Origin of the sequence: Sphingomonas flavalba (assembly GCF_004796535.1) — a bacterium.
Classification (GTDB): domain Bacteria; phylum Pseudomonadota; class Alphaproteobacteria; order Sphingomonadales; family Sphingomonadaceae; genus Sphingomonas_L; species Sphingomonas_L flavalba.
In genome coordinates, this window is the sequence record NZ_SPHY01000009.1 from 21,982 (window position 1) to 47,088 (window position 25,107).

24 protein-coding genes and 1 tRNA gene are annotated in these 25,107 nt (G+C 66.6%); 17 read left to right on the plus strand and 8 right to left on the minus strand.

The features are described from left to right. Window positions 1-108: 108 nt before the first annotated feature. Window positions 109-1,038: a translation elongation factor Ts gene (gene tsf / locus E4A53_RS09750; RefSeq protein ID WP_136162919.1), complete on the minus strand. Its 930-nt coding sequence runs from the start codon at window positions 1,036-1,038 to the stop codon at window positions 109-111. Window positions 1,039-1,151: 113 nt separating this feature from the next. Further along, complete coding sequence (rpsB, locus tag E4A53_RS09755; RefSeq protein ID WP_136162920.1) at window positions 1,152-1,994, minus strand: 30S ribosomal protein S2; 843 nt, start codon at window positions 1,992-1,994, stop codon at window positions 1,152-1,154. 220 nt (window positions 1,995-2,214) lie between these two features. On the opposite strand from rpsB, the gene E4A53_RS09760 reads away from it, so the two are divergent. From E4A53_RS09760 to E4A53_RS09810, 11 genes are all read left to right on the plus strand, one after another. Then, a complete protein-coding gene (locus E4A53_RS09760) occupies window positions 2,215-2,487 on the plus strand; it encodes a hypothetical protein (RefSeq protein WP_136162921.1) in 273 nt (90 codons plus the stop codon). A gap of 49 nt (window positions 2,488-2,536) precedes the next feature. Then, window positions 2,537-2,716, plus strand: coding sequence for a hypothetical protein (locus E4A53_RS09765; RefSeq protein WP_206366292.1), 180 nt, complete (start codon window positions 2,537-2,539; stop codon window positions 2,714-2,716). Continuing rightward, complete coding sequence (locus tag E4A53_RS09770; protein WP_136162923.1) at window positions 2,713-3,429, plus strand: hypothetical protein; 717 nt, start codon at window positions 2,713-2,715, stop codon at window positions 3,427-3,429. The genes E4A53_RS09765 and E4A53_RS09770 overlap by 4 nt, the downstream gene beginning before the upstream one ends. Beyond that, entirely contained in the window at window positions 3,419-4,612 is a 1,194-nt protein-coding gene (locus E4A53_RS09775; protein ID WP_136162924.1) for an XRE family transcriptional regulator, read from the plus strand. The genes E4A53_RS09770 and E4A53_RS09775 overlap by 11 nt, the downstream gene beginning before the upstream one ends. 44 nt (window positions 4,613-4,656) lie before the next feature. Further along, window positions 4,657-5,541 carry a DDE-type integrase/transposase/recombinase gene (locus E4A53_RS09780; protein ID WP_206366293.1) on the plus strand — a complete coding sequence of 295 codons (885 nt, stop codon included), beginning with the start codon at window positions 4,657-4,659 and terminating at the stop codon, window positions 5,539-5,541. 127 nt (window positions 5,542-5,668) lie between these two features. Then, on the plus strand, window positions 5,669-6,319 hold the full coding sequence (locus E4A53_RS09785; protein WP_136162926.1) for a 50S ribosomal protein L25/general stress protein Ctc: 651 nt from the start codon (window positions 5,669-5,671) through the stop codon (window positions 6,317-6,319). Between the two features lie 63 nt (window positions 6,320-6,382). Then, window positions 6,383-6,952, plus strand: a complete 570-nt coding sequence (gene pth, locus E4A53_RS09790) for an aminoacyl-tRNA hydrolase (RefSeq protein ID WP_136162927.1) — start codon at window positions 6,383-6,385, stop codon at window positions 6,950-6,952. 49 nt (window positions 6,953-7,001) lie between these two features. Next, the gene (locus E4A53_RS09795) at window positions 7,002-7,541 is read left to right on the plus strand and encodes a hypothetical protein (RefSeq protein WP_136162928.1); all 540 of its coding nucleotides are present in this window, start codon (window positions 7,002-7,004) and stop codon (window positions 7,539-7,541) included. Window positions 7,542-7,627: 86 nt separating this feature from the next. Continuing rightward, complete coding sequence (gene ychF, locus E4A53_RS09800) at window positions 7,628-8,728, plus strand: redox-regulated ATPase YchF (RefSeq protein ID WP_136162929.1); 1,101 nt, start codon at window positions 7,628-7,630, stop codon at window positions 8,726-8,728. 10 nt (window positions 8,729-8,738) lie between these two features. Then, window positions 8,739-9,212: an RNA pyrophosphohydrolase gene (locus tag E4A53_RS09805; RefSeq protein WP_136162930.1), complete on the plus strand. Its 474-nt coding sequence runs from the start codon at window positions 8,739-8,741 to the stop codon at window positions 9,210-9,212. A 109-nt stretch (window positions 9,213-9,321) separates the two neighbouring features. Beyond that, window positions 9,322-10,221, plus strand: a complete 900-nt coding sequence (locus E4A53_RS09810) for a DUF481 domain-containing protein (protein ID WP_168694350.1) — start codon at window positions 9,322-9,324, stop codon at window positions 10,219-10,221. Between the two features lie 65 nt (window positions 10,222-10,286). On the opposite strand, the gene E4A53_RS09815 is transcribed toward E4A53_RS09810, so the two are convergent. Both E4A53_RS09815 and E4A53_RS09820 read right to left on the minus strand, forming a co-directional pair. Next, a tRNA-Gln gene (locus E4A53_RS09815) sits at window positions 10,287-10,360 on the minus strand. Between the two features lie 170 nt (window positions 10,361-10,530). Next, window positions 10,531-11,049: an FxDxF family PEP-CTERM protein gene (locus tag E4A53_RS09820; RefSeq protein ID WP_168694351.1), complete on the minus strand. Its 519-nt coding sequence runs from the start codon at window positions 11,047-11,049 to the stop codon at window positions 10,531-10,533. Between the two features lie 251 nt (window positions 11,050-11,300). Between E4A53_RS09820 and E4A53_RS09825 the strand changes: the two genes are divergently transcribed. From E4A53_RS09825 to E4A53_RS09835, 3 genes are all read left to right on the plus strand, one after another. Further along, window positions 11,301-12,353, plus strand: coding sequence for a Ppx/GppA phosphatase family protein (locus E4A53_RS09825; protein WP_239018242.1), 1,053 nt, complete (start codon window positions 11,301-11,303; stop codon window positions 12,351-12,353). Then, the gene (locus tag E4A53_RS09830; protein WP_136162934.1) at window positions 12,350-13,042 is read left to right on the plus strand and encodes an RlmE family RNA methyltransferase; all 693 of its coding nucleotides are present in this window, start codon (window positions 12,350-12,352) and stop codon (window positions 13,040-13,042) included. The genes E4A53_RS09825 and E4A53_RS09830 overlap by 4 nt, the downstream gene beginning before the upstream one ends. Window positions 13,043-13,104: 62 nt before the next feature. Further along, window positions 13,105-14,178, plus strand: a complete 1,074-nt coding sequence (locus E4A53_RS09835) for a phosphatase PAP2 family protein (RefSeq protein ID WP_136162935.1) — start codon at window positions 13,105-13,107, stop codon at window positions 14,176-14,178. 13 nt (window positions 14,179-14,191) lie between these two features. Here the strand turns inward: E4A53_RS09835 and E4A53_RS09840 are convergent, their stop codons facing one another. The 3 genes from E4A53_RS09840 to E4A53_RS09850 are packed head-to-tail and all read right to left on the minus strand — an operon-like array spanning window position 14,192 to window position 18,958. Continuing rightward, window positions 14,192-14,917 (minus strand): DsbA family protein, encoded by a 726-nt coding sequence (locus tag E4A53_RS09840; protein WP_136162936.1) that lies wholly within the window; start codon window positions 14,915-14,917, stop codon window positions 14,192-14,194. Further along, a complete protein-coding gene (locus E4A53_RS09845) occupies window positions 14,914-16,299 on the minus strand; it encodes a M48 family metalloprotease (protein WP_136162937.1) in 1,386 nt (461 codons plus the stop codon). The genes E4A53_RS09840 and E4A53_RS09845 overlap by 4 nt, the downstream gene beginning before the upstream one ends. Window positions 16,300-16,354: 55 nt before the next feature. Beyond that, complete coding sequence (locus E4A53_RS09850; protein ID WP_206366294.1) at window positions 16,355-18,958, minus strand: Rne/Rng family ribonuclease; 2,604 nt, start codon at window positions 18,956-18,958, stop codon at window positions 16,355-16,357. Between the two features lie 507 nt (window positions 18,959-19,465). On the opposite strand from E4A53_RS09850, the gene E4A53_RS09855 reads away from it, so the two are divergent. Then, a complete protein-coding gene (locus E4A53_RS09855; RefSeq protein ID WP_136162938.1) occupies window positions 19,466-20,674 on the plus strand; it encodes an N-acetylmuramoyl-L-alanine amidase in 1,209 nt (402 codons plus the stop codon). A 39-nt stretch (window positions 20,675-20,713) separates the two neighbouring features. Here E4A53_RS09855 and E4A53_RS09860 read toward each other — a convergent pair whose 3' ends face one another. Further along, the gene (locus tag E4A53_RS09860; RefSeq protein WP_136162939.1) at window positions 20,714-21,487 is read right to left on the minus strand and encodes an SDR family oxidoreductase; all 774 of its coding nucleotides are present in this window, start codon (window positions 21,485-21,487) and stop codon (window positions 20,714-20,716) included. 103 nt (window positions 21,488-21,590) lie between these two features. Here E4A53_RS09860 and E4A53_RS09865 point away from each other — a divergent pair, with 103 nt between their 5' ends. Together E4A53_RS09865 and E4A53_RS09870 are read left to right on the plus strand one after the other, a co-directional pair. Next, window positions 21,591-22,499, plus strand: a complete 909-nt coding sequence (locus tag E4A53_RS09865; RefSeq protein ID WP_136162940.1) for a LysR family transcriptional regulator — start codon at window positions 21,591-21,593, stop codon at window positions 22,497-22,499. 66 nt (window positions 22,500-22,565) lie between these two features. Continuing rightward, on the plus strand, window positions 22,566-25,058 hold the full coding sequence (locus E4A53_RS09870; RefSeq protein ID WP_136162941.1) for a penicillin-binding protein 1A: 2,493 nt from the start codon (window positions 22,566-22,568) through the stop codon (window positions 25,056-25,058). The last annotated feature ends 49 nt before the right edge of the window (window positions 25,059-25,107 follow it).

Below are 25,107 nucleotides of genomic sequence, written 5' to 3' on the forward strand. Positions count from 1 at the left end.
ATCTGGAAGAATTTGCGCGCGCGACCTTAGTCAGCACATATCGGGCTGCCAAGGGCATTGCCCGCCCGCGCACCGCGCGCGGGCGGGATCATGATGCAAAGGGTGGCGTCAGCCCTTGACGCCAGCGGTGGCGGCGACTTCAGCGGCGAAGTCGCTCTCCTTCTTCTCGATGCCTTCGCCCAACTGGAAGCGCACATAGTCCTTCAGCACGATCGGCGTGCCTGCGTCCTTTGCGGCGGCAGCGATCACGTCCTGCACCGGGGTCTTGTTGTCCATGACGAACAACTGGCTGAGCAGCGCCGCTTCCTTCTTGAACTTGGCGATTGCGCCTTCGACCATCTTCTCGACGATGTTGGCCGGCTTGCCGGATTCCGCCGCCCGCTCCGCGGCGATCGCGCGCTCGCGCTCAATCACGTCGGCATCGAGGCCCTCGGCGTTCAGCGCCTGCGGGCTGGCGGCGGCGATGTGCATCGCCAGCTGCTTGCCAAGGCCGGACAGCACGTCCTCCGACGCGGCGCTCTCCAGCGCGACCAGCACGCCGATCTTGCCAAGGCCCGGCGCGGCGGCATTGTGGACATAGGAAACGATCGCGCCCTGATCGACGCTGAGCGTCCGCACCCGGCGCAGCGACTGATGCTCGCCGATCGTCGCGATATTATGGGTCAGCGCGTCGGCGACGGTGCCGCCCTGCGGCATGGTCGCGCCCTTCAGCGCCTCGACATCGTCGCCGCCGGCCAGCGCCAGCGTCGTCACGTCGCGGACGAACGCCTGGAACTGCTCGTTCTTGGCGACGAAATCGGTTTCGCTGTTGACCTCGACGGCGGCGCCCTTGTTGCCGGACACGACGACGCCGACCAGCCCTTCGGCGGCCTGGCGCCCGGCCTTCTTCGCGGCGGCAGCCAGGCCCTTGGTACGCAGCCAGTCGATCGCCGCTTCCATGTCGCCGTTGGTCTCGGCCAGCGCCTTCTTGCAATCCATCATGCCGGCGCCGGTGCGCTCGCGCAGTTCCTTGACAATCGCGGCAGTGATCTCCGCCATGGTCCGATCCTTTCATTCAATGAGGCGACAGGCGGACGCCGTCCCCGGCGCCCTGCCCGCGCTATGTGACAATCGTGGGTCCGCATCCCGCTGGGCAGACCCGGGCGCCGGCGTCAGGCGTCCGACTGCACTTCCGTCTCTGCGGCAGCCGCGGCGGGAACCTGCTCGTCCTCGGTGACCGGGGCAGCGACCGGCGCTTCCGGCGCGGCCAGCGCGGCTTCCGCCGGCGGCTCGTCGAACGCGCCAATGTCGACGCCCCGCGCCGCCTGGCCGCCCTGGTTGCCACGGGTCGCCGCGGTGGCGATCGCGTCGCAATACAGGCGGATCGCGCGGCTGGCATCGTCGTTCGCAGGGATCGGGAAGGCAATGCCGTCCGGGCTGACGTTCGAATCGAGGACGGCGACGACCGGAATGCCCAGCGTGTTGGCTTCCTTGATCGCCAGCTCTTCCTTGTTGGCGTCGATGACGAACATCACGTCGGGAATGCCGCCCATGTCGCGGATGCCGCCCAGCGACAGCTCGAACTTGTCGCGCTCGCGGGTCAGCTGCAGCACTTCCTTCTTGGTCAGCCCGACGGTGTCGCCGGCCAGCTGCTCCTCGAGCGCCTTGTAGCGCTTGATCGAGTTACTGATCGTCTTCCAGTTGGTCAGCATGCCGCCCAGCCAGCGGTGGTTGACGTAATGCTGTCCGGCCCGGCGCGCCGCCTCGGCGATCGGCTCCTGCGCCTGGCGCTTGGTGCCGACGAACAGCACCTTGCCGCCGGCGCCGACGGTCTGCGACACGAAGTCGAGGGCGCGCGCGAACAGCGGCACCGTCTGCGACAGGTCGAGGATGTGGATGCCGTTGCGCTGGCCGAAGATGTAAGGCTTCATCTTCGGGTTCCAGCGATGCGTCTGGTGGCCGAAATGCGCGCCCGCTTCGAGCAACGCCTGCAGGGAGACGGTGGGAGCCGCCATAAGATATTCTCCTTACCCGGTTGAACCTCTGGAAGGCAGTGACCGGACAAGGCCCGGCACCGGTATGAGCGCCTTCCATGTGGAATAGCGCGGGCCGTTAGCCGGGTCGGGCCGCAAATGCAAGCGTAGCGGCACATGCCGTCGTCGGGTAGTGTCTCAGTTTGAAATTTGATGCGCCATTGGCGTTCTGGCCGCGCCTCCTATATGCTTAGCGGAAAGCATGGAGGTTGCGCAGATGGCGACAATTCAGATTGATCCAGTGCCGATTCAATCCAAAGGTGGTTACCCCGTCACGATCACCGGAATAGACCCGACCGATCACGACTGCCTTAAGGGCGGCATTGTTACGCCCGGCCAAGGTCTTGCGCCAGCCAGTTGGAATTTGAGCGGGATAATGCGTGGCGGCACAGATCAGTGCAATGTCGACACGCGGGCTGATGAGTTCGCAGATCTTGCGGGCTTAGCTCACAAATTGGGAGCGCCCGGTGCCTAAAGGCCCCCGTGGAGAGAAGCGCCCCGCCGACGCTATTGGTCTCGCCGTGATGATCGGTAAGATTGCCACTGGCGAGATTGAGGACGAGCGCGACGAGAAGCTGTCCAGCGCCGCCGCCGAGTTGGGGCGCAAGGGCGGGAAGGCTCGCGCGGAGTCCATGACGCCGGAGCGGCGGGCGGAAATCGCGCGAAAAGCAGCCGAAAAGCGCTGGTCGAAAGATCACGGTTGACAAATCTGAACAGAATGCCATTCTGGTTGCGCGGCGCTCACAGCATCCGGAACCAGCCGATGAATCCCGTCAATCCTCGCCAGTTCGTCGATGACCAATTCCCCTCGGAGTTTCGTCCGCTGGTGGCGACCACGCTGAAAACGGCATACCGCACGGCTGATCTCTGGATCGCCAGCGAACCCGCATTCCAGATACCGACCGTGCAGTGGAACCGTGGTCGCCTTGTCTCGTGGGCCGTTGATTTCGGCGTGTTCAAGTTGGTGGAAAGCGGGGCGCTTCCTTTCGACTATTCTTGGGAGTTTTTTGCTCGTCCGACCGGACGCTATCTTGCGATCCGTCCGAGCCATTCGGTCGTGACGATCAGCCAGGTTGTGGATCCGACGAAGCAGCCCCGTAATGTGGTCTTCCGCGCCAACGCCCGGGTCAGCAACTCGCCCTTTTTCAATCTGCCGGAGTTTGAGGAAGAAGGCAGGATCGATGGCCTCCCTCATATCCTTCTGACGCACGGGCATCAGTCGCTCTCGTTTTCGCATCTGTGCATACCCGATCCCAAACATCAGAACGGCTATCGTTATCGGACTAAAAATCTGCTGGAGATGCCTCACGAGATCAAGGCGGACGGCCCGCCACCGGAAGACACCGATACCGACTTCGAGAACCTGGGGCTCTTGAAGGAGGACATCGCGAAATGGAAGAAGGATCATGGCGGCTAACGACAACATTATTCAGTTCTCGAAAGCCGCCCGCGATGAGAGTCTAGGGCGGCTTTTGATTCCCGAGCGTCTGTTGGAAGCGCGGCTTACCAAGCGCTGGAACCAATCCGAACTCGCGAACGCCGTTGGCGTCACGAGACAGTCGATCTCAACCTATGAAATGGGGACTAAGAAGCCAGAACCCACCACCATGGCAGCGATAGCACGCGAGCTGGAGCAGCCCATTAGCTTCTTCACTCGCGGTGATTTGCCCACCTTCGGGCCAGCAAGCGCGAACTTTTATCGGAAAGTCGGCGCTGACACGAAGAGACGAAATTCGGCCTGCGCAGTGTATGCCGATTGGCTCGCTCAGACGGCCTACGCCTTCGATGCCTTTGTGAATTACCCTGAACTCAATCTGCCGAGTTTTGAGCCTCACGAGACGGGCACCAACCGTTATTCGGAAGAAGAGATCGAGCAGATCGCCGAGACGGTTCGCGATCATTTTGGTTTAGGTCTCGGGCCGATTTCCAATGTCGTCCGGTTGCTCGAATCCAAAGGCATCATTGTTTGCAGAGTCGTAATTCCAGATGAAAAGATCGAAGCCTTCTCGTTTTGGCGGGGCGATCGGGCATTTGTTTTCTTGGCGTCCGATAAGGATAGCGCCGCCAGGGCAAGGCTAGATGCAGCTCACGAGTTGGGGCATTTGTGTATGCACCAATGGGTGGGTGCGGAAGAAATCGAAGACGAGAAGACGTTGAAAGAAATTGAAAAGGAGGCCGATCGATTTGCAGCCGCCTTTCTATTGCCCAGAAAGTCATTCCCGAACGAGATTTATTCCCCACGCTTGCTGGCATTTGTCGATCTTAAGCAAAGGTGGAAGGTTTCGATAGCGGCGATGGTTTATCGCTGTAAATCATTGGGTATATTTGACGAGCAGCAGGTAACGAACCTCTACAAGCAGATTTCCGCGAGGAAGTGGCGCAAGCAGGAGCCGTTGGACGGCCCCGATGGCCTGCCTTTGGAACAACCGCTTCTGCTCACAAGAATCGCTGAAATGGTTCTGATGGCCGGAAGGATCAAACGAGACGAGTTGAAGGCAGCGCTGGGTTTCTCGTCCAGCGTTATAGAGAAGCTTGTCGGGCTCCCGCCCGGCGCGCTCGACAACGACGATCACGTGGAGATTGCCCCCTCTCTAAAGTGAAATACATGCTTGACGCTAAGTATAAAAGTTCATATCCAATGGGTATGAACAAGCTCCCTCTCGCCAAGCGCACTCAAATCCTCGCCATGCTATGCGAAGGGTCGTCCATGCGCTCGATCAGCCGCGTTGCGGACGTGTCGATCAACACGGTGTCGAAGCTACTGGTTGAAGCGGGCGAGGCTTGCCTGACCCTCCACGACGAAACCGTGCGCAACGTGAAGGCGTCGCGCATCCAGTGCGACGAGATTTGGTCGTTCTGCCACGCCAAGCAAAAGAACGTCGCGACCGCCAAGGCCGCACCGGAAGGTGCTGGCGACGTGTGGACGTGGACCGCGATCGACGCGGAGACAAAGCTGATCGTTTCGTATTTCGTCGGCGATCGTTCGGGCGAAAGCGCGATCATCCTCATGGACGATCTTCGCGATCGCCTCGCCAACCGGGTCCAGCTCACCACGGATGGCCACAAGGCTTATCTGGAGGCCGTGGAGGGCGCGTTCGGTGCAGACGTGGATTATGCCCAGCTTGTGAAGCTATACGGCCCCACGGTCAGCGCACCGGGCCGCTACAGCCCCGCTGAATGCACCGGGATCAAGAAAATCCGTCGCGAGGGCAATCCCGATATCGCACACGTCTCGACCAGCTATGTCGAGCGCCAGAACCTCACCATGCGCATGTCCATGCGCCGCTTCACCCGGCTTACGAACGGCTTCTCAAAGAAGCTCGACAACCATATCCACGCGCTGGCGCTGTATTTCGCCTTCTATAATTTCTGCCGCATCCATAAGACGCTGCGCATGTCGCCAGCCATGGCAGCGGGAATCACCGATCGGCTATGGTCGCTGGAGGATATTATCGCGCAAATCGACGCGGCGGCTCCGGCACCGAAAAAGCGCGGCCCCTATAAAAAGCGGGAAGCAATTTCAAACTGAGACACTACCCGTCGTCGGCTTCCCTTGCATTTGCGCGGGCTGCCCGCTATGCGCCCGCCATCCGCGCCATGGTCATCCCTGGAGGCATGGCGGGATTGTTCAAACCCAAGCGAATTGGAGACATGCGATGAGCGATGTGCTGACGCTGTCGGCCGAGACGCGCGACCGGGCTGGCAAGGGAGCCTCCCGGGCCCTGCGCAATTCCGGCCGCGTCCCTGCCGTGATCTACGGCGACAAGCAGGAACCGACCCCGATCCACGTTGAGGAGCGGGCCTTGATGAAGCTGCTGCATACCGGCTTCTTCATGAACTCGCTGGTCATGGTCGAAGCCGGCGGCAAGACCATCCGCACCCTGCCGAAGGACGTCCAGTTCCACCCGGTCACCGACCGGCCGCTGCATGTCGACTTCCTGCGCGTCTCGGCGAACGCCAAGGTCACCGTCGCGGTGCCGGTGCGCTTCATCAACGAAGACAAGGCGCCGGGCATCAAGCGCGGCGGCGTGCTGAACGTCGTCCGCCACGAGCTGGAACTGGCCTGCGACGCGGCGCGTATCCCGGATGAGGTCATCATCGACCTGACCGGGCGCGATGTCGGCGATTCGATCCACATCTCGCACGTCACCCTGCCGGAAGGCGCGACCCCGACGATCGACGACCGCGATTTCACCATTGCCACCGTCGTCGCCCCGTCGGCGCTGAAGTCGTCCGAAGGCGACAATGAAGAGGAAGCGCCCGCCGCCGGCGACGTTCCCGCCGCCAAGCAGTCGGACGGCGAATAGCATCCGACACCTGATGATCGCCGCCCCGGCACCTGCCGGGGCGGCGACAGGAAGGCGTTGACCATGCAAATATGGGTCGGTCTCGGCAACCCGGGCGCCCAATATGCGCTGAACCGCCACAATATCGGCTTCATGGCGATCGACGCGATCGAAGCTGTCGCCGGCTTCCCGCCGCCGCGCACCCGGTTTCAGGGCTGGGCGACCGAAGGCCGCGTCGGCGCCGAAAAGCTGCTGCTGCTGAAGCCGGCGACCTTCATGAACGAAAGCGGTCGTTCCGTCGGCGAGGCGCTGCGCTTCTACAAGCTCGACATCGGCGCCCTCACCGTTTTCCATGACGAACTTGACCTCGCGCCGTTCAAGGTCAAAGTGAAGACCGGCGGCGGCACTGCCGGGCATAATGGCCTGCGCTCGATCGAGGCGCATGTCGGCGACGGCTTCCGCCGCGTCCGCCTCGGCATCGGCCACCCCGGTCACAGGGACCGGGTGACGCCCTATGTCCTCGGCAATTTCGCCAAGGCGGAGATGGACCCGCTCGCCGACATGCTCGGTGCCGTCGCGGCGGAGGCGGAATGGCTGGCGCAGGGTGACGACGCGCGGTTCATGAACGCTGTCGCGCTACGGCTGCAGGGCTAGTCCCGTCGCAGCCGGCGCCCGGGCAGACGAAGGAGAAAGGATGCCCCGCTTGTCCCCCATCGTTGTGCTCGCCGTCGGATCGGTGCTGGCGCTTGCCGCTTGCCAGCGCAGCACACCGCCAGCCGAGCAGACCGCGAACGCTGCCGTCCCCGCCGACGCGCCGCCCACCCCGACGCCAACCCCTAGCGCCACCGCCACCGCCACCGCAACCGCAACCGCCACCGTAGTGAAGCCAGTCGCCACGCCGACAACGGCGGACAGCACGCCGGTCGACGGCACCATCCGCAACGCCGCGGAGCGCAACACGTCCGACACCAAGCATATCGGCGGCGTCCCACGCGCGGAGGGCGACATGGATCGCGGCGCCAACCGCCGCGCGCTGCCATCCACCGGCAAGCCGGTCCCCCCGGTCGAGCGGCGCGCCATCACCCCGGACGATGCCGACCGCAAGCTACCCGCCGCACGCGTGCCCGGCCGTGGCGAGGCGGGTGGCAAGCAGCCGGAAGCCGACAACCGCCCGCCGGTGGCGACGCCAAGCAATCCGCCGCGCCTTCCGCGTCCGCGGATCACGGAAACGCCGCGCAACTGATGCGGCGCGGACTGGTCTTGCACGCCTGATCGGCCTATCTGGCCGCCATCACGCCGCCGGGCGGCGGCACTATCACGGGATTTCTCATGGGCTTCCGCTGCGGTATCGTCGGCCTTCCGAATGTCGGAAAGTCAACGCTTTTCAATGCACTGACAGAAACGGCGGCGGCGCAGGCGGCGAATTATCCGTTCTGCACCATCGAACCGAATGTTGGCCAGGTCGCGGTGCCCGATCCTCGCCTCGCCCGGCTTGCCGCGATCTCCGGCTCGGCGAAGATCATCGAAACCCAGCTTGCCTTCGTCGACATCGCCGGGCTGGTGCGCGGCGCGTCGAAGGGCGAAGGACTGGGCAACCAGTTCCTCGCCAACATCCGCGAGGTCGACGCTATCGTCCATGTCCTGCGCTGCTTCGAGGACGGCGACGTCACCCATGTCGAGGGTCGGGTCGACCCGATCGCCGATGCCGAGACAGTCGAGACCGAACTGATGCTCGCCGACCTTGAAAGCCTTGAAAAGCGCGTGCCCAACCTGGTCAAGAAGGCGCAGCAGGGCGACAAGGAGGCGAAGACCGCCGCCTCCGTGCTCGGGCAGGCGCTCGATCTGCTGCGCGCCGGCAAGCCCGCCCGGCTGACCGCGCCGCGCGATGCCGACGAGCAGCGCTGCTTCGAACAGGCGCAACTGCTGACCGCCAAGCCGGTGCTTTACGTCTGCAACGTCGACGAAGCGCACGCCGCCGACGGCAATGCCCTGTCCGCCCGCGTATTCGACAAGGCGAAGGCGGAAGGGGCGGAAGCCGTCGTCGTTTCCGCCGCGATCGAGGCGGAGATCGCGACGATGCCGGCCGAGGACCGCGCCGACTTCCTCGTCGACCTCGGCCTTGCCGAAACCGGCCTCGCCCGCGTCATCCGCGCCGGCTATGCACTGCTCCACCTGATCACCTTCTTCACCGTCGGCCCGAAGGAAGCACGCGCCTGGACGGTCGAGAACGGCGCGAAGGCGCCGCAGGCCGCCGGCGTCATCCATAGTGATTTCGAGCGCGGCTTCATCCGCGCCGAAACCATTGCCTATGCCGATTATATTGCCTGCAACGGCGAGAACGGCGCGCGCGACGCGGGCAAGCAGCGCGCCGAAGGCAAGGATTACGTCGTCCAGGACGGCGACGTGCTGCTGTTCCGCTTCAACGTATAGGCCCTTGCCGATGATCGACCGCCCTCTGCTCTATCGCCCCGCCGTCGGCATCATGCTGCTCAACCCGGTCGGCCGTGTCTTCGTCGGCCAGCGGCTCGATAACGAGCTGGAGGCCTGGCAGATGCCGCAGGGCGGGATCGACGACGGCGAGGGCGCCGAGGCGGCGGCGCTGCGTGAGTTGAACGAGGAAACCGGCATCACGCCGCGCCATGTCGACTTGGTCGCCCGCCACCGGGAGGAGCTGTTCTACGACTTGCCGGAGGATCTGGCCGGCAAGCTGTGGAAGGGCCGCTGGCGGGGGCAGCGGCAGGTCTGGTTCCTCGCCCGCTTCACCGGCACCGACACCGATGTGAACATCGCCACTCCGCATCCGGAGTTCCGCGCCTGGAAATGGGCGGAGCCGGAAGACTTGCCCACAATGATCGTTCCGTTCAAAAAGACGCTGTACGAGGATGTCCTGAAGGCGTTCCGTTCCCTCATCTGAGGGGGGTGTCCGAAATTCCGGCTGTCCCGGATGCGCGGCACCATCGTACCGGCAGGGCGCCGCCGGCGCACTGCCAGACGCACGCTGAGCCATGAGTATCGAGGAGCCGATGCGTAGATTTGCCCCCGTCGCCGCCATTTGCGTGCTGCTGCATGCCCTGCCCGCCGCCGCCGCCAGTCTGCCCGAACCACTGCGCCAGATGCTCGATGCAGCGCTCGCCTCCAACAGCGAGGGCGATATCGTCACCGTCGCCAAATACGTCCGCCTCGCCGCCCCCGATGCCGCTGATGAGGTCGACGCCCGCGTCACCGCCTGGCGCGCAGCGCGCAGCGCCGCCCGCAAGGAACAGCTTGTCGAGGCCGGCCCGCTCGACCTGTGGAAGGGCCGCACCGACATCGGTGGCTTCCGCAACAGCGGCAACAGCAACGCCGCCGGCCTGTCCGCCGGACTGGATATCCGGCGCGAGGGGCTGGACTGGCGCCATCGTCTGCGCCTGCGCGCCGATTATCAAGAGGACAAGGGCATCAAGACGCGGGAAGCCTACACCGCATCGTGGGAACCGAGCTACAAGGTCAACGAGCGCCTGTCTGTCGCCGGCGTCGCCCAGTACGAGCGCGATCCGTTCCTCGGCTACGATAGCCGCTACTCGGCCGCGCTCGGCATCGGCTACCGTGCCGTGTCGACACCGGCGCTGACCATCGACGTCAACGCCGGCCCGGCCTTCCGCTTCACCAGTTTCATCGACGGCACGCGGGAGGACAGCCCGGCGGCGCGCGGATCGACCAGCATCGCGCTCAAATTATCGCGGACGTTGAAGCTGACCAACGACAGCGCCGCCTATTTCGACACGACCAACAACACCGTCGTCTCGACCAGTGCGCTCGATGCCAAGCTGATCGGCCCGCTGTCGGCGCGGCTGTCCTACAACCTGCAATACGAAGGCAACCCGCCGGCCGGCCGCAAGACGCTGGACACCCAGACACGCGCGTCACTGGTCTACGACTTCTAGCGTCGGGCCTGGCGGCACCGACCGAACCGGCGCCGGCCTGCGCGCTGCGACGATCAAGGGGAAGCTGGATGCCCCGCGTGGATTCGAACCACGATTGACGGAGTCAGAGTCCGTAGTCTTGCCGTTAGACGACGGGGCACCGGAGGCGCGGCACTAACCCGCGGGTTTCAGCCGGTCAAGGGTCATGACCGGCCGATCGGGCGAAAGCTGTGGGGCGCGGCTTTCCCACCTTCGACAACCCCGCACACGGCACGAAAACGCCGCCGACCCGAAGGCCGGCGGCGCCCCTTGGTGACCCTATGGCCTCGCTTATGCGTAGGTGACGCGCACCTGCCGGCGGCTGCGCAGCGCACCGCCAACCAGGCCGAACCCGGCGATCAGCAGCGCCCAGGTCGCCGGCTCGGGAACGGCGGCCCCCGCCCCCTTGGTGTAGATGACCTTGCCGCCATAGCTCGCGTGGGACTGGGCGATGCCCTTGACCACCAGCGTCTGCTTGCCGGCGGTGACCGGCAGGTCGATCAGCGTGCGGAAGTCGATCGCGCCGTCCAGAATGACGTCGAACGGCGTCCCGTTCAGCGTCACGGAGGTGAACTGCAACGCCGTACCGGTAAACCAGATGCCGGCCGAACCGATCGTGCTCGTCACCGAGCCATCGGCGACGGTGAACTCGTATTCGTCGGTGAACTGGCCGGTCGCCGGGTCCAGATTGCCGAACAGCCCGACGAAGGTGCCGAAGCCGATGGGCAGCAGATCGATCACGGTCGCCGCCTGGGCCGGCGCGGCGATCAGCGAGGCGGCAGCAGCGGTGGCGAGCAGAGAAAGTTTCATGAAATAACCCCTTGGATGGATACGGATGAACGATTCCCACTGTGCCTTTCCGGCGACGGAGCAATCAATCATTAACCATGACGCAGAATTCACTGTTCCATTTCGGGACGTCCCTGAGCCTGTCGTTCGCCGCCGCTCACCCCGCATGCGCCGCCGGGATGCGCGCTTGCCGCTCGTCCCGCCACAGGATAACGTCGGGGCAAGTACCGGCGGCATTCCCGATCCGGATGAAACATAGATTGGCCCGATTAATGGTGGATCCCTCCACTGCGGTGCCGCTGGGGGCCGACGACACCCGGCCCCGCAGGGCGCGTTCCATTCCTCCGGTGTCGTCGCATGATCGCCGCGCCTATGGCGCACTGGATCTCGGCACCAACAACTGCCGGCTGCTGATCGCGCGTCCCGCCGACGACGGCTTCGTCATCATCGACGCCTTTTCGCGGATCGTCCGGCTGGGCGAGGGGCTGGCCGGCAACGGGCGACTGTGCGACGCGGCGGTCGACCGCGCCGTCTCCGCGCTGTGCGTCTGCGGGGAAAAGCTGCGCCGCCGCCGCGTCCACATCGCCCGCTCGGTGGCGACGGAGGCATGCCGGCAGGCCAGCAACGGCGCCCAGTTCATCGAACGGGTCCGCCATGAAACCGGCATCGCCCTCGACATCATCTCGACCGAGGAAGAGGCGCGGCTGGCGATGCTCGGCTGCAGCGCGTTGCTCGAACCCGGCGAAGTGCCGGCGTTGATCTTCGATATCGGCGGCGGCTCGACGGAGCTGATCCTGGTCGACACGACGGGGCCGCAGCCACGCACGGTCAACTGGTTCAGCGCCCCCTGGGGCGTGGTCTCGCTGACCGAGGTCGAACCGGTCGATCAGGCGGACGAGGCCGGGCGGATCGCCGCCTATGCGCGGATGCGGGCGCGGGTCGCCGACGCCTTTGCGCCGTTCGTGCCGCACCTGCCCGCCGTCGCCGCCGATACTGCGCGGCTGCTCGGCACCAGCGGCACGGTCACCACCCTGGCCAGCGTCCACCTGCAATTGCCCAGCTACAACCGCCGCGCGGTCGACGGGCTGGTCGTGCCGGCGGAGGCGATGCGCGGGATAAGCCGGCAACTGGCGGCGCTGCCGGTCGCGGAACGAGCGCTGCTGCCCTGCATCGGCACCGAGCGCGCCGATCTGGTCGTCGCGGGTTGCGCGATATTGGAGGCGATATTGGACATGTTCCCGGCCGAACGGCTCTGCGTCGCCGATCGCGGCATCCGCGAAGGCATTTTGCGCACGCTGATGGCGCGCGACGGGCACGGCTGGTGAGCCGCGGCCTTCCTCCTAGCGGTCACCAGCGGGTGCGCACCGCGCGTGGCCGCACCGCTGCCTCGACCCGCTGGCTCGAGCGCCAACTGAACGACCCCTATGTCCGCAAGGCGAAGGCGGAAGGCTATCGCAGCCGCGCCGCATACAAGCTAATTGAGCTGGACGAGCGCTTCCGCCTGATCAAGGGCGCGAAGCGGGTGGTCGACCTTGGCGTTGCGCCGGGCGGCTGGAGCCAGGTCGTCCGCAAGCTCGCGCCGGGTGCGGCGGTCGTCGGCATCGATCTGCTGCCGACGGACCCGCTCGACGGCGTCACCCTGTTCCAGATGGATTTCACCGACGATCGCGCCCCGGAACGGTTGATCGAGGCGCTCGGCGGCGCGCCGGACCTGGTGCTGTCGGACATGGCGGCGAACACCGTCGGCCATGCCCAGACCGATCACCTGCGCACGATGGGCCTGGTCGAAACGGCGGCGCAGTTCGCGGTCGACACGTTGCGCCCCGGCGGCGCGTTTGTCGCCAAGGTGCTGGCGGGCGGCGCCGACAATGCGCTGGTCGCCGAGCTGAAGCGCAATTTCGCAACGGTGAAGCACGCGAAACCCCCCGCCAGCCGCAAGGAATCGTCCGAATGGTACGTGATTGCCCAAGGCTTCAAGGGGCGGCCGGGCGACACGGACAACGGCAACGCCTGACTGCCGATAACCGAACGTAAAGCCCTGATCGGGCATGCGGACGCGGGAAAGGAAATGCCCGCGTGCGGACCTGGCGCCTGGATCATGCCCCATTGATGCTGGCCGCCGCCTATATGGTCGTCGTCCTCGCCCTGTGCCGTCCGCAATTGCCCGCGCTGCTCCAATTCCTCGGCGGCTATGCGCTGTCGCTCTGCTCGGTGTGGACGATGGTCGGGCTCTGCGTCCTGCTCGGCGCCACGGTCAGGGTGCAGCGAAGCGGCGGCGACGCATCCGCCTTCGCCATCGCCCGCCATTTCGCAGTGCGTAGCTGGGCGGCCGATCGCGGCCTGTCGGTGCTGGCGCCACTACTGACGGTGGTGGTGCTGCTGTGCAGCTACAACATCTACAAGGCCTTCTACCTGCCGACAGCAGGCTTCTGGTTCGAAGGCTATGCCGACGCCGCCGACCGCCTGATGTTCGGCGCCGATGCCTGGCGCCTGACCCACGCCGCGCTGCCCAGCCCATGGGCGACGCAAGCCATCGACATGGCCTATCACGGCTGGTTCCTGCCGATGGTCGTCGGCGTCGCGCTTTGCTCCTTCGCACCGCCGCGGGCGCGCCTCCGCCAGCGCTATCTGCTCGCTTATGTACTGCTGTGGATCGTGCAGGGATCAATCCTCGCCTATCTGATGCCAGCGGCCGGCCCCTGCTTCTACGGCGCGTTTCAGGCCGATCCGGGCCGCTTCGCAGCATTGACCGGCCTGCTCGACGACCAGAACCGCTTTCTCCTCGCCCAGGGTGCGCCCGGGCTATACGCCCTCGTCTACCAACACGGCCTGCTGTCGCTTCATCATGCGCCGGAAATGGCGATGGGCGCCGGCATTTCCGCCATGCCGTCGATGCACAATGCGATGGCGGTGCTGTTCGCCTGCGCCGCCTGGACGTGCGACCGCCGGCTCGGCATCGCCGCCGCGCTCTACGCGCTGCTGATCTGGGTCGGCTCGGTCCATCTCGGTTGGCATTATGCGGCGGACGGCATCGTCGCGGCGGGGCTGACGCTTGTCACCTGGGCCGCCCTCGCCCGCCTGCCGGCGCCCCACGCACCGGCGGCTATCAGACAGGCAGACGCAGTGTCGGGTCAGCCGGTCGCCGCCTGATCCGGCACTCAGGTCAATCCCCCGCCCGCGCCTCGTCGACCGCCTTCTTCAGCATGTCGTAGCCGACCGCGCCGGACAGCACCTTGTCGCCGACGACCCAGGCCGGCGTGCCGCTGATCCCCAGCGCCCGCGCCAGGCGAACGTTGCCGGCCAGTTCCGCCTCGACCTGCGGCGAATGCGTGGCGGTCGCGACCGCCGCGCCGTCCAGCCCCGCCTTGCGCGCCGCCGCCTCGATCGTCGCCTTGGCCGGGCGGCCGGTCGCGTACATCGCATCGTGAAAGGCGACGAAGCGATCCTGGCCGGCGGCGGCCAGGCTGACGCGGGCGGCGTCCTCGCTTTCCTCGCTCAGGATCGGCAACTCGCGGAACACCACCTTCACCCGCTTGTCCGCTGCGATCAGGCGCTGCACGTCCGGCAGGCTGGCCCGACAATAGCCGCAGGCATAGTCGAAGAACTGGACGAGGACGACATCGCCGTCCTTCGCCCCGTTCCACGCGCCGGCGAACGGCGTTTCCAGCGCCTTGCGGTTGCTGGCGATCATCTTCGCCGTCTCCCGCTCGTGCAGCTTCGCCATCGCTTCGGGAATGACTTCCGGGTTGTCGAGCAGATAGGCGCGCACCTGGTTCCCCGCTGCCGCCTCATCCGCCGGGCGCATCGCCACCGTCACGACAATCGCGGTCACCGCCGCAGAGCCGAGCGCGACGGCGCCCAGCAATTTCCAACCCGGTCCGCCGCTCATCGTCTCCGTTTCCCATTCTCGGCCGCCGCGCGGGAGACCATTACGATATCCTGGGCGCGCAGCCAGTCCGGCGTGCCCGTTTTCAAGCCGTTCAGCGCCTGCTGGGCGTTGACCAGCGCCAGCCCCGGCTGGCCGATCAGATTGTAGCGCTCCGCCGTCGCCAGCGCAGCACGCGGCTGGTCGCCCTCGCGGTCGTAGACGATGCCGAGCTGATACCAGGCGAAGGGGTTGTCGTTGTCGCGCGCCACCGCCGCCTTCAACACCCGCCGCGCTTCGTCGAAATGCGTCGGGTCCTCGGTGGAGATCAGGGCATGGCCGAGCATCGCCGCGATCAGCGGCTGGTTGCGCGTTTCCGCCACCGCCTCGCGCAGCGGCGCGATCGCGTCCTTCGGTCGCCCGGATTCAAGCAGCACCTGCCCCTTCAACTCCAGGAAATAGGGGTCATCCGGCTGCACCTGGAGCAACGCGTCGACCTCCGCCACCGCTTTCTCCGGGTAAGCGGACTTGTGATAGGCATAGGCCCGGGCATAGCGGGCCGGAATGCTCTTGTCGGTTTCCGGATAGTCGCGCAGCGTCGTCTTCGGATCGGACACGAAGCCGACCAGCTTCGCCTTCACCCGTTCGAACCGCGCCTCGATCGCCGGGTCGGCCGGCGTGTTCCAGGCCGGGTCGCCGTGGTAGCGGCCGGTCAGGAACTGGATGCGCTCGCCGGTCATCGGGTGGTCGTAGGCGAAACTGTCGCGGTCAATGCCGTAGCCGTAGCGGAATTCCAGATTCTGCAATTTTTTGAAGAAGGACAGCGACCCGCGCCCGCTGATCCCGGCCTTGCTCAGATAGGTCGCGCCGGCCTCATCCGCCGCCGCCTCCTGCGTGCGGGTGAAGGCAAGGAACTTGCCCGTCGCCGCCTGCTGGCCGGCAGCCATGATCCCGGCGCCCGCCTCGCCCGCGCCGGCGGCTATCGCCGCCACGCCCAGCAGCAGGCTGACCAGGGTGATGCCGGTCGCTGTCTTCACCCCCTCGCCGATGCGGATGATGTGCCCGCCGACGATATGGCCAAGCTCGTGAGCGATGACGCCCTGTACCTCCTCCGCGGTGTCGGCCGCCGCGATCAGCCCGCTGTGCAGGTAGACGATCTGGCCGCCGGCGACGAAGGCATTGATACTGTTGTCGTGGATGACCACGACCGACACGTTGCGCGGGTCGAGCCCGGCGGCGACGATCAGCGGGCGGGACAGGTCGGCAAACAGCGCCTCGCTCTCCGCGTCGCGCAGCAGCGACTGGGCGAAAGCGGGCTGGAACGCCAGGGTAAGGGACAGGCACAGGGCGAGCAGGCCACGCAAGATCGCGTGCAGCCCACGACCCCGATCACCTGTCCCAGCCATCACGCACTCCTGCCCGATACGGCCTGAACCGCGCCTGACCCCCCTTTTACTTCCCTTATTCCGATGCGCCGAAAGTCCGCTGCCACCAGCCTCGGCGCGGCTGGCCATTCTCATCGTTGGCCACGTCCGTGGGCGCCTCTGCCGCAACGGCGGCCGGGGCTTCCGCGTCAACGGCAACGGCAGCGGCCTTCTTCGCCGGCGCGCGCCGGGCCCGCTTCGGCTTTTCTGGTGCCGGTTCAGCGACGGTCTCGGCTTTCTCCGCCTCGGCCGGGGCTTCCGCCGGCGCCGCCTTGGCCGGAGCCTTGCGGCGCGTCGCCCGCTTCGGCTTCTCGGCCGCTTCCGGCTCAGCCGCCGGTGCCGGCTCGGCCGCGATCGGCTCGGCAGCGGCTTCCGCCGCCGGCTCCGCCTTGCGAGCCCGCGGGCGGCGGCGTGTCGTCTTGACCGGCACTTCTTCGACCGGCTCGGCCACCGGCGCCGCCACTTCCGGCTCCGCGACCGCCGCTTCTTCCGGCAGGTCTTCGGTCACCGCATCCGCATCGACGGCATCGCCGGCATCCGCCGGTGCGTCGCCGGCATGGCGACGGCGGCCACCGCGCCGGCCACGGCGACTGCGGCGGTTGCGGCCTTCGCCGATCTCCTCCTCGCTCGCGCCGTCCTGCGGGGCGGCACCATCGGCGCCGTCGTCGTCACCGGCTTCGACCAGTTCGGCCTCCGCCTCGGCATCGACATCGTGCTGACCGTCCTGCCCGTTCGTTTCGCCCTCGTCGCGCCGGCCACGCCGGCCACGCCGCCGGCGGCGACGGCGGCCGCGCCCTTCGCCGTCCTCACCGCGCGGGCGGGCCTCGCCGTCGCCGCGCGCCTCGGCCTCGTTCTCCTCCTCGTCGATCTCCTCGACGAAATCGTCGTCGTCCTCCTCGACCGGCGGCGGCGCGAAGCGCGGGGCGTAGGCCGGCGGCGGGCCGCTCGACTCGACGCTCATCCGCGCGCCTTCCGCTTCACCGTCCTGCGCCACCTCGATCCGGACGCCGTAGCGGTCCTCGACCTCGGCCAGTTCGGCACGCTTGTGGTTGAGCACGTAGAAGGCGGCTTCCTGGCTGGCGCGCAGCAGCAGCTTGGACCCGCGCCCGCGCGCCGCCTCATCCTCCAGCATACGCAGCGCCGACAGGCCGGCCGACGATGCGGTGCGCACCAGGCCGCTGCCCTCGCAATGCGGGCAGATCCGGGTCGATGCCTCCAGCACGCCGGTGCGCAGGCGCTGGCGGCTCATCTCCATCAGCCCGAACGAGCTGATCCGGCCAACCTGGATGCGGGCCCGGTCGTTGGCCAGCGCCGCCTTCATCGCCTTTTCGACCTTACGGACATTGGAGTTGTTCTCCATGTCGATGAAGTCGATGACGACCAGCCCGGCCATGTCGCGCAGCCGCAATTGGCGGGCGATCTCGTGCGCCGCCTCGAGGTTGGTCGACACCGCCGTCGCCTCGATACCGTGCTCGCGGGTGGAGCGGCCGGAGTTGATGTCGATCGACACCAGCGCCTCGGTCGGGTTGATGACCAGGTAGCCGCCGGACTTCAGCTGGACCAGCGGCTGGTACATCTGCGACAACTGGTCCTCGACGCCGTAACGCTGGAACAGCGGCACCGCATCGGCATAGGCCTGCACCCGCCTGGCGTGGCTGGGCATCAGCAGCTTCATGAAATCCTTGGCGAGGCGGTAGCCCTCCTCGCCCTCGACAATTACCTCGTCGATGTCGCGGTTGTAGATATCGCGGATCGCCCGCTTGATCAGGTCGCTGTCGCCATAGATCAGCGCCGGCGCCGACGATTGCAGCGTCGTCTCGCGAATGCCGTCCCACAGCCGGGCGAGATAGTCGAAATCGCGCTTGATCTCGGTCTTGGTGCGCTGCAGCCCAGCGGTGCGGACGATGCAGCCCATCGTCTTCGGCAGGTTCAGGTCCGCCATCACCGCCTTCAGCCGCCGGCGGTCGGCAGCATCCGAAATCTTGCGGCTGATCCCGCCGCCATGGGCGGTATTGGGCATCAGCACGCAATAGCGGCCGGCCAGCGACAGATACGTGGTCAGCGCCGCGCCCTTGTTACCGCGCTCTTCCTTGACGACCTGAACCAGCAGCACCTGCCGCCGGCGGATCACGTCCTGGATCTTGTAGCGGCGGCGCAGGTTCATCCGCTTCTGGCGCAGGGTCTCGGCGGCATTGTCGTCGGCGCCGGCGTCGTTGCCCTCCGCCGACGCGTCCTCGTCGCCGTTATCGCCGACCTCGCCGTCGTAAGCGGCATCCTCCGCCGCATCATCAGCGTCGGCGGCATCGTCGTCGTCATCCTGCTCGGCGGACCGCAGCGCCTCCTCGGCGGCGGCATGCTCCGCCTCCTCGCGCAGCAGCGCTTCGCGATCCTCCTTGGGGATCTGATAATAATCGGGGTGGATTTCGCTGAATGCCAGGAAACCGTGGCGATTGCCGCCATAGTCGACGAACGCCGCCTGCAGCGACGGTTCGACGCGGGTCACCTTGGCCAGATAGATATTACCCTTGAGCTGCTTGCGCTCGGCAGATTCGAAATCAAGCTCCTCGATACGGTTTCCCTTGACGACGGCCACGCGGGTTTCCTCCCGGTGGCGCGCGTCGATCAACATGCGCATGGTCATTTATGATACTCCGGGCGCGCCTGGGCGGGGCACTGGCCGCCGCCGGCACGCGGTTGAATGAAGACGGCGGCGCCGTGCCGGTGGGCACCGCGGCCGTCTTGTCGGTTACAAAGGAAATTGCCTCTGCTGCCGGGGCACGGGCGGACTCTTGGTCCGTCCAACGCCCCCATCCGCACGCACCGCCGGCCGAAGCCTCGCGATGGACGTTGGGGGAAAAATGCCTCATTGCAGCGTCAACCTGATGGATCGCCGGGAAAATCGGGCGATCTTCGAACCGGCACGGAGACATCCGCCTGCCGGTACTGGCATTAGCTAGCATCGGCCCGACGCAACGGCAACCACAGCCACGAATATTTCCTTTCCACCGTCACCGCCACCGGGCGATTAACGATCTATTTAGACTTTTATCCGAGGAATGGTTAACAACGCATTGCAAACGCGTCAGGGAGCGCGGAAGACATGATTTTGGGCTGGACCGGTCAACGATCCACGCGGCAAGAGACGGGCATGGCTGCCGTGCTGTTGATGATCGCCGCGCTCCTTGTCGGCCACCCGGCGGCGGCCGCGACGATCCGCAGCGTCGACGCAACCGCGTCGGCGATCACCATCCGTTTCGACGGGCCGATCCCCAGCGCTTCCGCCTTCATGGTCGACGGTCCGAACCGCATCGCGGTCGACGTCGCCGGTGTCGAGCCGGGCGCCGCCGCCAATCCGGGCGGCGCCGTCGTCCGCATCCGCCAGGGCCGGTTCAACCCGACCACCGTGCGCCTCGTCTTCGACCTGTCGGCGCCGGTCGTCGTCGCGAACGGCAGCTTCTCGGCCGACGGCGGCACCCTGACCCTTGCTCTCCGCCCAGCCAGCCAGGCCCGCTTCACCGCCGCCGTGCGGCAGGGGCGCAGCAACTTCCTCGCCCCCGCCGGGCTGCGCAGCGCCACCGCCAACCGCCGTTACAGCGTCACCGTCCCGCTCGACCCGCCGCGCAAGGCGGTCGCCCTCCCCGCGGTTGCCGGGCCTTCCGACGACAGCCGGCCGCTGGTTGTGATCGACGCCGGCCATGGCGGCCACGATCCGGGCGCGCTGTCGCCGACCAGGGGCAAGCGGGAAAAGGACATCACCCTCGCCGTCGCCCGCGCGATCCGCGACGAACTGGTCAGGGGCGGCCGCGTCCGCGTCGCGCTGACCCGCGACGACGACCGTTACCTCGTCCTGCGCGAGCGCTTCGAAATCGCACGGCGGCTGGGCGCGGACCTGTTCATCTCGATCCACGCCGACAGCGCGCCGTCCGCCGACGCGCGCGGCGCGACGATCTACACCCTGTCCGAAGTCGCGTCGGATCGCGAGGCGGCCCTGCTCGCCCAGCGCGAGAACAAGGCGGACATCGTCCACGGCGTCAACCTCAGCGGCGAGAACGCCGACGTTACCTCGATTCTGATCGACCTCGCCCAGCGCGAGACGATGAACACCGCCGCCAGCTTCGCCCGCCTGCTTCAGCGCGAAGCGGCGCCGGACGTGCCGTTTCGCGCCACCCCGCACCGCATGGCGTCGCTGATGGTGCTGAAGGCACCCGACGTGCCCTCGCTGCTGTTCGAATGCGGCTACATCACCAACGACGAGGATCTGGCGTTCATCGGCTCAAAGAAGGGCCGCGACAGCATCGCTCGCGGCTTCCGCCAGGCGCTGGAAATCCACTTCGCCCGCCAGATGGCCTCGCGCTAAACCTCTCCTGCACCGCGAAAACCCGCGCTCCGACACCCACTACTTCGTCGTGTAGCCGCCGTTGACGAGGATGGTCTGCCCGGTCATCCACCAGCCGTCGGACACGAGGAAGCGGATCCACGGTACGATGTCGCCGATATCGGTCAGTCCGGTCGGCGAGAATGGCGACAGCGCCGCCGCGCCCTTGTGATAGGCGACGGCGTCGGCGCCTTCGGCCGGGTAGAAGAACGGCGTGTCCATCGGCCCCGGCCCGATCGCGGTGACCGATATGCCGCGCTCACCCAGTTCCTTCGACGCCGCGCGCGTATAGTGCTCCACCGGCGCCTTGGTCCCCGCATAGGACGCATAGAACGGCGTGAACGCACCGAGCAGAGACGTCACCAGCGTGCAGATCTTGCCATTGTCGTTCAGTGCCTTGCCCGCTTCCTTGATGAAGAAAAAGGCCGATTTGGAATTGACCGCGCTCATTTCGTCGAACTCGGCCTCGCTGATCTCGGCCATCGGCTTCTTGAGCACCTTGCCGACCGTGTTGACCGCGATGTCGATGCCGCCCATCGCGGCCTTGGCGTCGGCGAACAACGCCTCCACTGCCGCGGCAGTGGTCAGATCAGCCTGAAAGGCGTGGGCGGCGGCGCCTGCCGCGCGGACTGCCGCCAGCGTCTCCTCCGCCGCCGCCCGGGCCGCATCGCTATTATAATGGATCGCCACCGCCTTGGCGCCGTGCCCGGCGAGGTCGCGGACCAGCAGCCCGCCCAGATTCTTCGCGCCGCCGGCGATCAGCACTGTCTTTCCCTCGATTGCATGGTCGGCCATTCCCGGTCCTCCTTCTGGCGGTCACTTGAGGCGGGCAGATTATTCGCCAAGCCTGCGCTATAAAGCCATTATCTCTGACAACATCGGTCAGGAATGCCGACCAATGGACCGTATCGACCACTTCCGCATCTTCGCCCGCGTCGTCGAATGCACCAGCTTCACCCGTGCGGCGGAAACGCTGGGCCTGCCGCGCTCGTCGGTGTCTGCGGCGGTGATCGGGCTGGAAGCGCGGCTGGGCACTCGCCTGCTCCACCGTACCACCCGCCGGGTCGCGCCGACGCCGGACGGCACCGCCTTCTACGAACGCTGCCTGCGCCTGGTGGCCGATGTCGAGGATGCGGAGTCGCTGTTTCGGGACGGAGCGGAAGGGCCGTCGGGCGAGTTGCGGATCGACATGCCCGGCCGCATCGGCCGGCTGATTGTCGCCCCGGCGCTCGGGGCGTTCCTCGACGCTTATCCGGGCATGACGATCAGCCTCGGCGTCTCCGACCGCCCGGTCGACCTGATCGAGGAAAGCGTCGACTGCGCCCTGCGCGTCGGCACCGTCACCGAACCCGGCCTGGTCGCGCGATCGATCGGCTCACTGCCGCTGATCAACGTCGCCAGCCCCGCCTATCTCCGCCGCCACGGCACGCCGGAAAGCCCCGCCGACCTGCCCGCCCATCTCGCGGTCGGCTACGCTTCCCCCGCCGGCGGCAGGGTGGAGCCGTGGGAATGGGTCGAAAACGGCGCCCACCGCACGCTGCCGGTGCGCGCGCGCGTCACCGCCAACAATGCGGAGGCTTATATCGCCTGCTGCCTCGCCGGGCTGGGGCTGATCCAGATCCCTGCCTACGATGTCAGGGCGCATGTCGAACGCGGCGAGCTGGTCGATCTGATGCCCGCGCACCGCGCCGCGCCAATGCCGATGCACCTCGTCTATTCGCACCGCCGCCATCTGTCGCGGCGGCTTCGCGTCTTCACCGACTGGCTGGAGGCGCTGCTGCGCCGGTCGATCGCCGCCACGGCCTGAGCGTCTCCTCTCCCCGTCGCATCCCCCGCTGGCAAAGCCCGCGAACTTTGCTAGAGCCGCAGTCCGATGGTCGATGCGATCCCCAGCAAGGTCCGGTTTCGCCTGCGGCGTGACGATGCGATGGCAGCGTTGTCGCCATGGCTGGCAAAATGGTGGGTGAAGGCGCTGATCGGCGCAGTCGGCCTGTATCTGGTCGGCTGGCTGCTGATCTGGCTGTTGTTCGCGCGGGGACTGCCTTCTGTCGACAATCTGCGCACCTACGAACCACCGCTGCCGACCAACCTGCGCTCCGTCGACGGCACGCCGATCCACAGCTTCGCGCGCGAGCGGCGGGTGCAGTTGCGCTTCGACGAATATCCCAAGCTGCTGATCGACGCCTATGTCTCGGCGGAGGACCGGACCTTCTTTTCGCACGGCGGCGTCGACTATCCGGGCGTCGTCTCCGCGCTGATCTCGAACCTCAGCCGCTCCGGCCGTCCGGTCGGCGCGTCGACGATCACCCAGCAGGTGGCGAAGAACCTGCTACTGTCCAATGAACTGAGCTACAGCCGCAAGATCCGCGAGGCAATCCTCGCCTACCGGATCGAGGATGCGCTGACCAAGCAGCAGATCATCGAACTGTACCTCAATCAGATCTTCCTCGGCCGCAACGCCTATGGTGTACAGGCGGCGGCCCGCGCCTATTTCGACAAGGATGTCGACCAGCTCACCCTGCCCGAAATCGCCTATCTCGCCATCCTGCCCAAGGCGCCGTCGAACTACGATCCGGAACGCCACACCGACCGCGCGCTTGCCCGGCGCAGCTATGTGCTGAACGAGATGCAGCGCAACGGCTACATCACCCAGGCGCAGCTCGATGCCGCAAAGGCCGCCCCGCTCGGCACCGTCCGCCGCACCCAGCAGAAGTTCGAGAGCAACGGCGGCTACTTCATCGAAGCGGTCCGCCGCGAGCTGATCGACCGCTTCGGCGAAAGCGCACAGGACGGCCCACACAGCATCTATGCCGGCGGGCTATGGGTGCGCACCTCTCTCGATCCGCGGCTGCAGGACCTGGCGCAGACCGCATTGCAGGACGGGCTGGTCCGTTACGATAGCGGCCGCGGCTGGCACGGGGCGATCAAGACGATCGACGTATCGGGCGAATGGCCACGCGCGCTGGCCGGCCTCAACCTCGGCCTTTCCTACAGGAACTGGCAGATCGCCGTCGTCCTCTCGAAAGCGGGCAGCACCGCCACGATCGGCTTTGCCGACGGCACCACCGGCACGCTGCCCGCCTCCGCCGCCCAGATGCCGCGTTCCGGCACGCAGACGTCCGCTTTCCGGGCAATGAAGCCGGGCGACGTCATCGCCGTCGCGCCGGCGGGCGGCGGCTGGGCCTTGCGCGTGGTTCCGGCGATCTCCGGCGGCATGGTGGTGGAGGATCCGCATACCGGCCGCATCTACGCGATGCAGGGCGGCTTCGACGCACGGCTGCACACGTTCAACAACGCCACCCAGGCGCTGCGCCAGCCGGGGTCGACGATCAAGCCGTTCGTCTATGCTTCCGCGCTCGACCATGGCATGACCCCGGCGACGCTGATCGTCGACGGGCCGTTCTGCGTCTACCAGTCGGCGGCGCTCGGCCAGAAATGCTTCCGCAATTTCGGCAACAGCCGGGGCGCGGGACCGCAGACGATCCGCTGGGCGGTCGAGCAGTCGCGCAACCTGATGACGGTGCGCACCGCCTCGCAGACCGGCATGCCCAACGTCGTCCAGACGATCAAGGCGATGGGGATCGGCAATTATTCGCCCTACTTGTCGATCGCGCTCGGCGCCGGCGAGACGACGGTGCTGCGGCTGACCAACGCCTATGCGATGCTGGTCAACCTGGGGCGGGAGCTGAAGCCGAGCCTGATCGACGTCGTCCAGGACCGTAACGGCAAGGTCATCTACCGTGCCGATCCCCGCCCCTGCCCGCGCTGCAACGCCAGGGATTGGGACGGCAAGCCGATGCCGCGCCCGCCGGTGCGCGGGCGTCAGGTGATGGACCCGATGACCGCCTACCAGATAGTTCATATCCTGGAAGGCGTCGTCCAGCGCGGCACCGCCGTCAGCTTGCGCGACCTCAATCGCCCGCTGATGGGCAAGACGGGGACGACCAGCGGCCCGACCAACGTCTGGTTCGCCGGCGGCTCGCCCGACCTCGTCGCCGCGCTCTACATGGGCTACGACCAGCCGCGCTCGCTCGGCGGCTATGCCCAGGGCGGGACGATCGCCGCGCCGATCTTCAAGCAGTTCGCGCGAGAGGCGTTGAAGGACATGCCGATCGTGCCGTTCCGCGCCGCCCCCGGCGTCCGCATGGTCCGCATCGACCGCCGCTCCGGCCGCCGCGTCTACGGCGCCTGGCCGGGCAACGAGGCGCTGGCATCGGTCATATGGGAAGCGTTCAAGCCGGAAAGCGAGCCGCGCCGCACCATTCGCCGCGAGGAGATCGCCGAACGGGCAGACGACAAGGCCGGCGCGGTCAACACCCGCGCCCGCGACAGCGAGTTCCTTGAGCGCGAAGGCGGTATCTACTAAAGCGCGCGTCCACCCGGCGCCAGGCGGTCCAGGCGCGCGTATATTTTTT

Excerpts from the sequence above, each read along its gene's own strand:
- tsf (WP_136162919.1), bottom strand. The coding sequence starts at position 1,038 with ATGGCGGAGATCACTGCCGCGATTGTCAAGGAACTGCGCGAGCGCACC.
- rpsB (WP_136162920.1), bottom strand. The coding sequence starts at position 1,994 with ATGGCGGCTCCCACCGTCTCCCTGCAGGCGTTGCTCGAAGCGGGCGCG.
- E4A53_RS09760 (WP_136162921.1), top strand. The coding sequence starts at position 2,215 with ATGGAGGTTGCGCAGATGGCGACAATTCAGATTGATCCAGTGCCGATT.
- E4A53_RS09765 (WP_206366292.1), top strand. The coding sequence starts at position 2,537 with ATGATCGGTAAGATTGCCACTGGCGAGATTGAGGACGAGCGCGACGAG.
- E4A53_RS09775 (WP_136162924.1), top strand. The coding sequence starts at position 3,419 with ATGGCGGCTAACGACAACATTATTCAGTTCTCGAAAGCCGCCCGCGAT.
- E4A53_RS09780 (WP_206366293.1), top strand. The coding sequence starts at position 4,657 with ATGAACAAGCTCCCTCTCGCCAAGCGCACTCAAATCCTCGCCATGCTA.
- E4A53_RS09785 (WP_136162926.1), top strand. The coding sequence starts at position 5,669 with ATGAGCGATGTGCTGACGCTGTCGGCCGAGACGCGCGACCGGGCTGGC.
- pth (WP_136162927.1), top strand. The coding sequence starts at position 6,383 with ATGCAAATATGGGTCGGTCTCGGCAACCCGGGCGCCCAATATGCGCTG.
- ychF (WP_136162929.1), top strand. The coding sequence starts at position 7,628 with ATGGGCTTCCGCTGCGGTATCGTCGGCCTTCCGAATGTCGGAAAGTCA.
- E4A53_RS09805 (WP_136162930.1), top strand. The coding sequence starts at position 8,739 with ATGATCGACCGCCCTCTGCTCTATCGCCCCGCCGTCGGCATCATGCTG.
- E4A53_RS09810 (WP_168694350.1), top strand. The coding sequence starts at position 9,322 with ATGCGTAGATTTGCCCCCGTCGCCGCCATTTGCGTGCTGCTGCATGCC.
- E4A53_RS09820 (WP_168694351.1), bottom strand. The coding sequence starts at position 11,049 with ATGAAACTTTCTCTGCTCGCCACCGCTGCTGCCGCCTCGCTGATCGCC.
- E4A53_RS09825 (WP_239018242.1), top strand. The coding sequence starts at position 11,301 with ATGGTGGATCCCTCCACTGCGGTGCCGCTGGGGGCCGACGACACCCGG.
- E4A53_RS09840 (WP_136162936.1), bottom strand. The coding sequence starts at position 14,917 with ATGAGCGGCGGACCGGGTTGGAAATTGCTGGGCGCCGTCGCGCTCGGC.
- E4A53_RS09845 (WP_136162937.1), bottom strand. The coding sequence starts at position 16,299 with ATGGCTGGGACAGGTGATCGGGGTCGTGGGCTGCACGCGATCTTGCGT.
- E4A53_RS09850 (WP_206366294.1), bottom strand. The coding sequence starts at position 18,958 with ATGACCATGCGCATGTTGATCGACGCGCGCCACCGGGAGGAAACCCGC.
- E4A53_RS09855 (WP_136162938.1), top strand. The coding sequence starts at position 19,466 with ATGGCTGCCGTGCTGTTGATGATCGCCGCGCTCCTTGTCGGCCACCCG.
- E4A53_RS09860 (WP_136162939.1), bottom strand. The coding sequence starts at position 21,487 with ATGGCCGACCATGCAATCGAGGGAAAGACAGTGCTGATCGCCGGCGGC.
- E4A53_RS09865 (WP_136162940.1), top strand. The coding sequence starts at position 21,591 with ATGGACCGTATCGACCACTTCCGCATCTTCGCCCGCGTCGTCGAATGC.
- E4A53_RS09870 (WP_136162941.1), top strand. The coding sequence starts at position 22,566 with ATGGTCGATGCGATCCCCAGCAAGGTCCGGTTTCGCCTGCGGCGTGAC.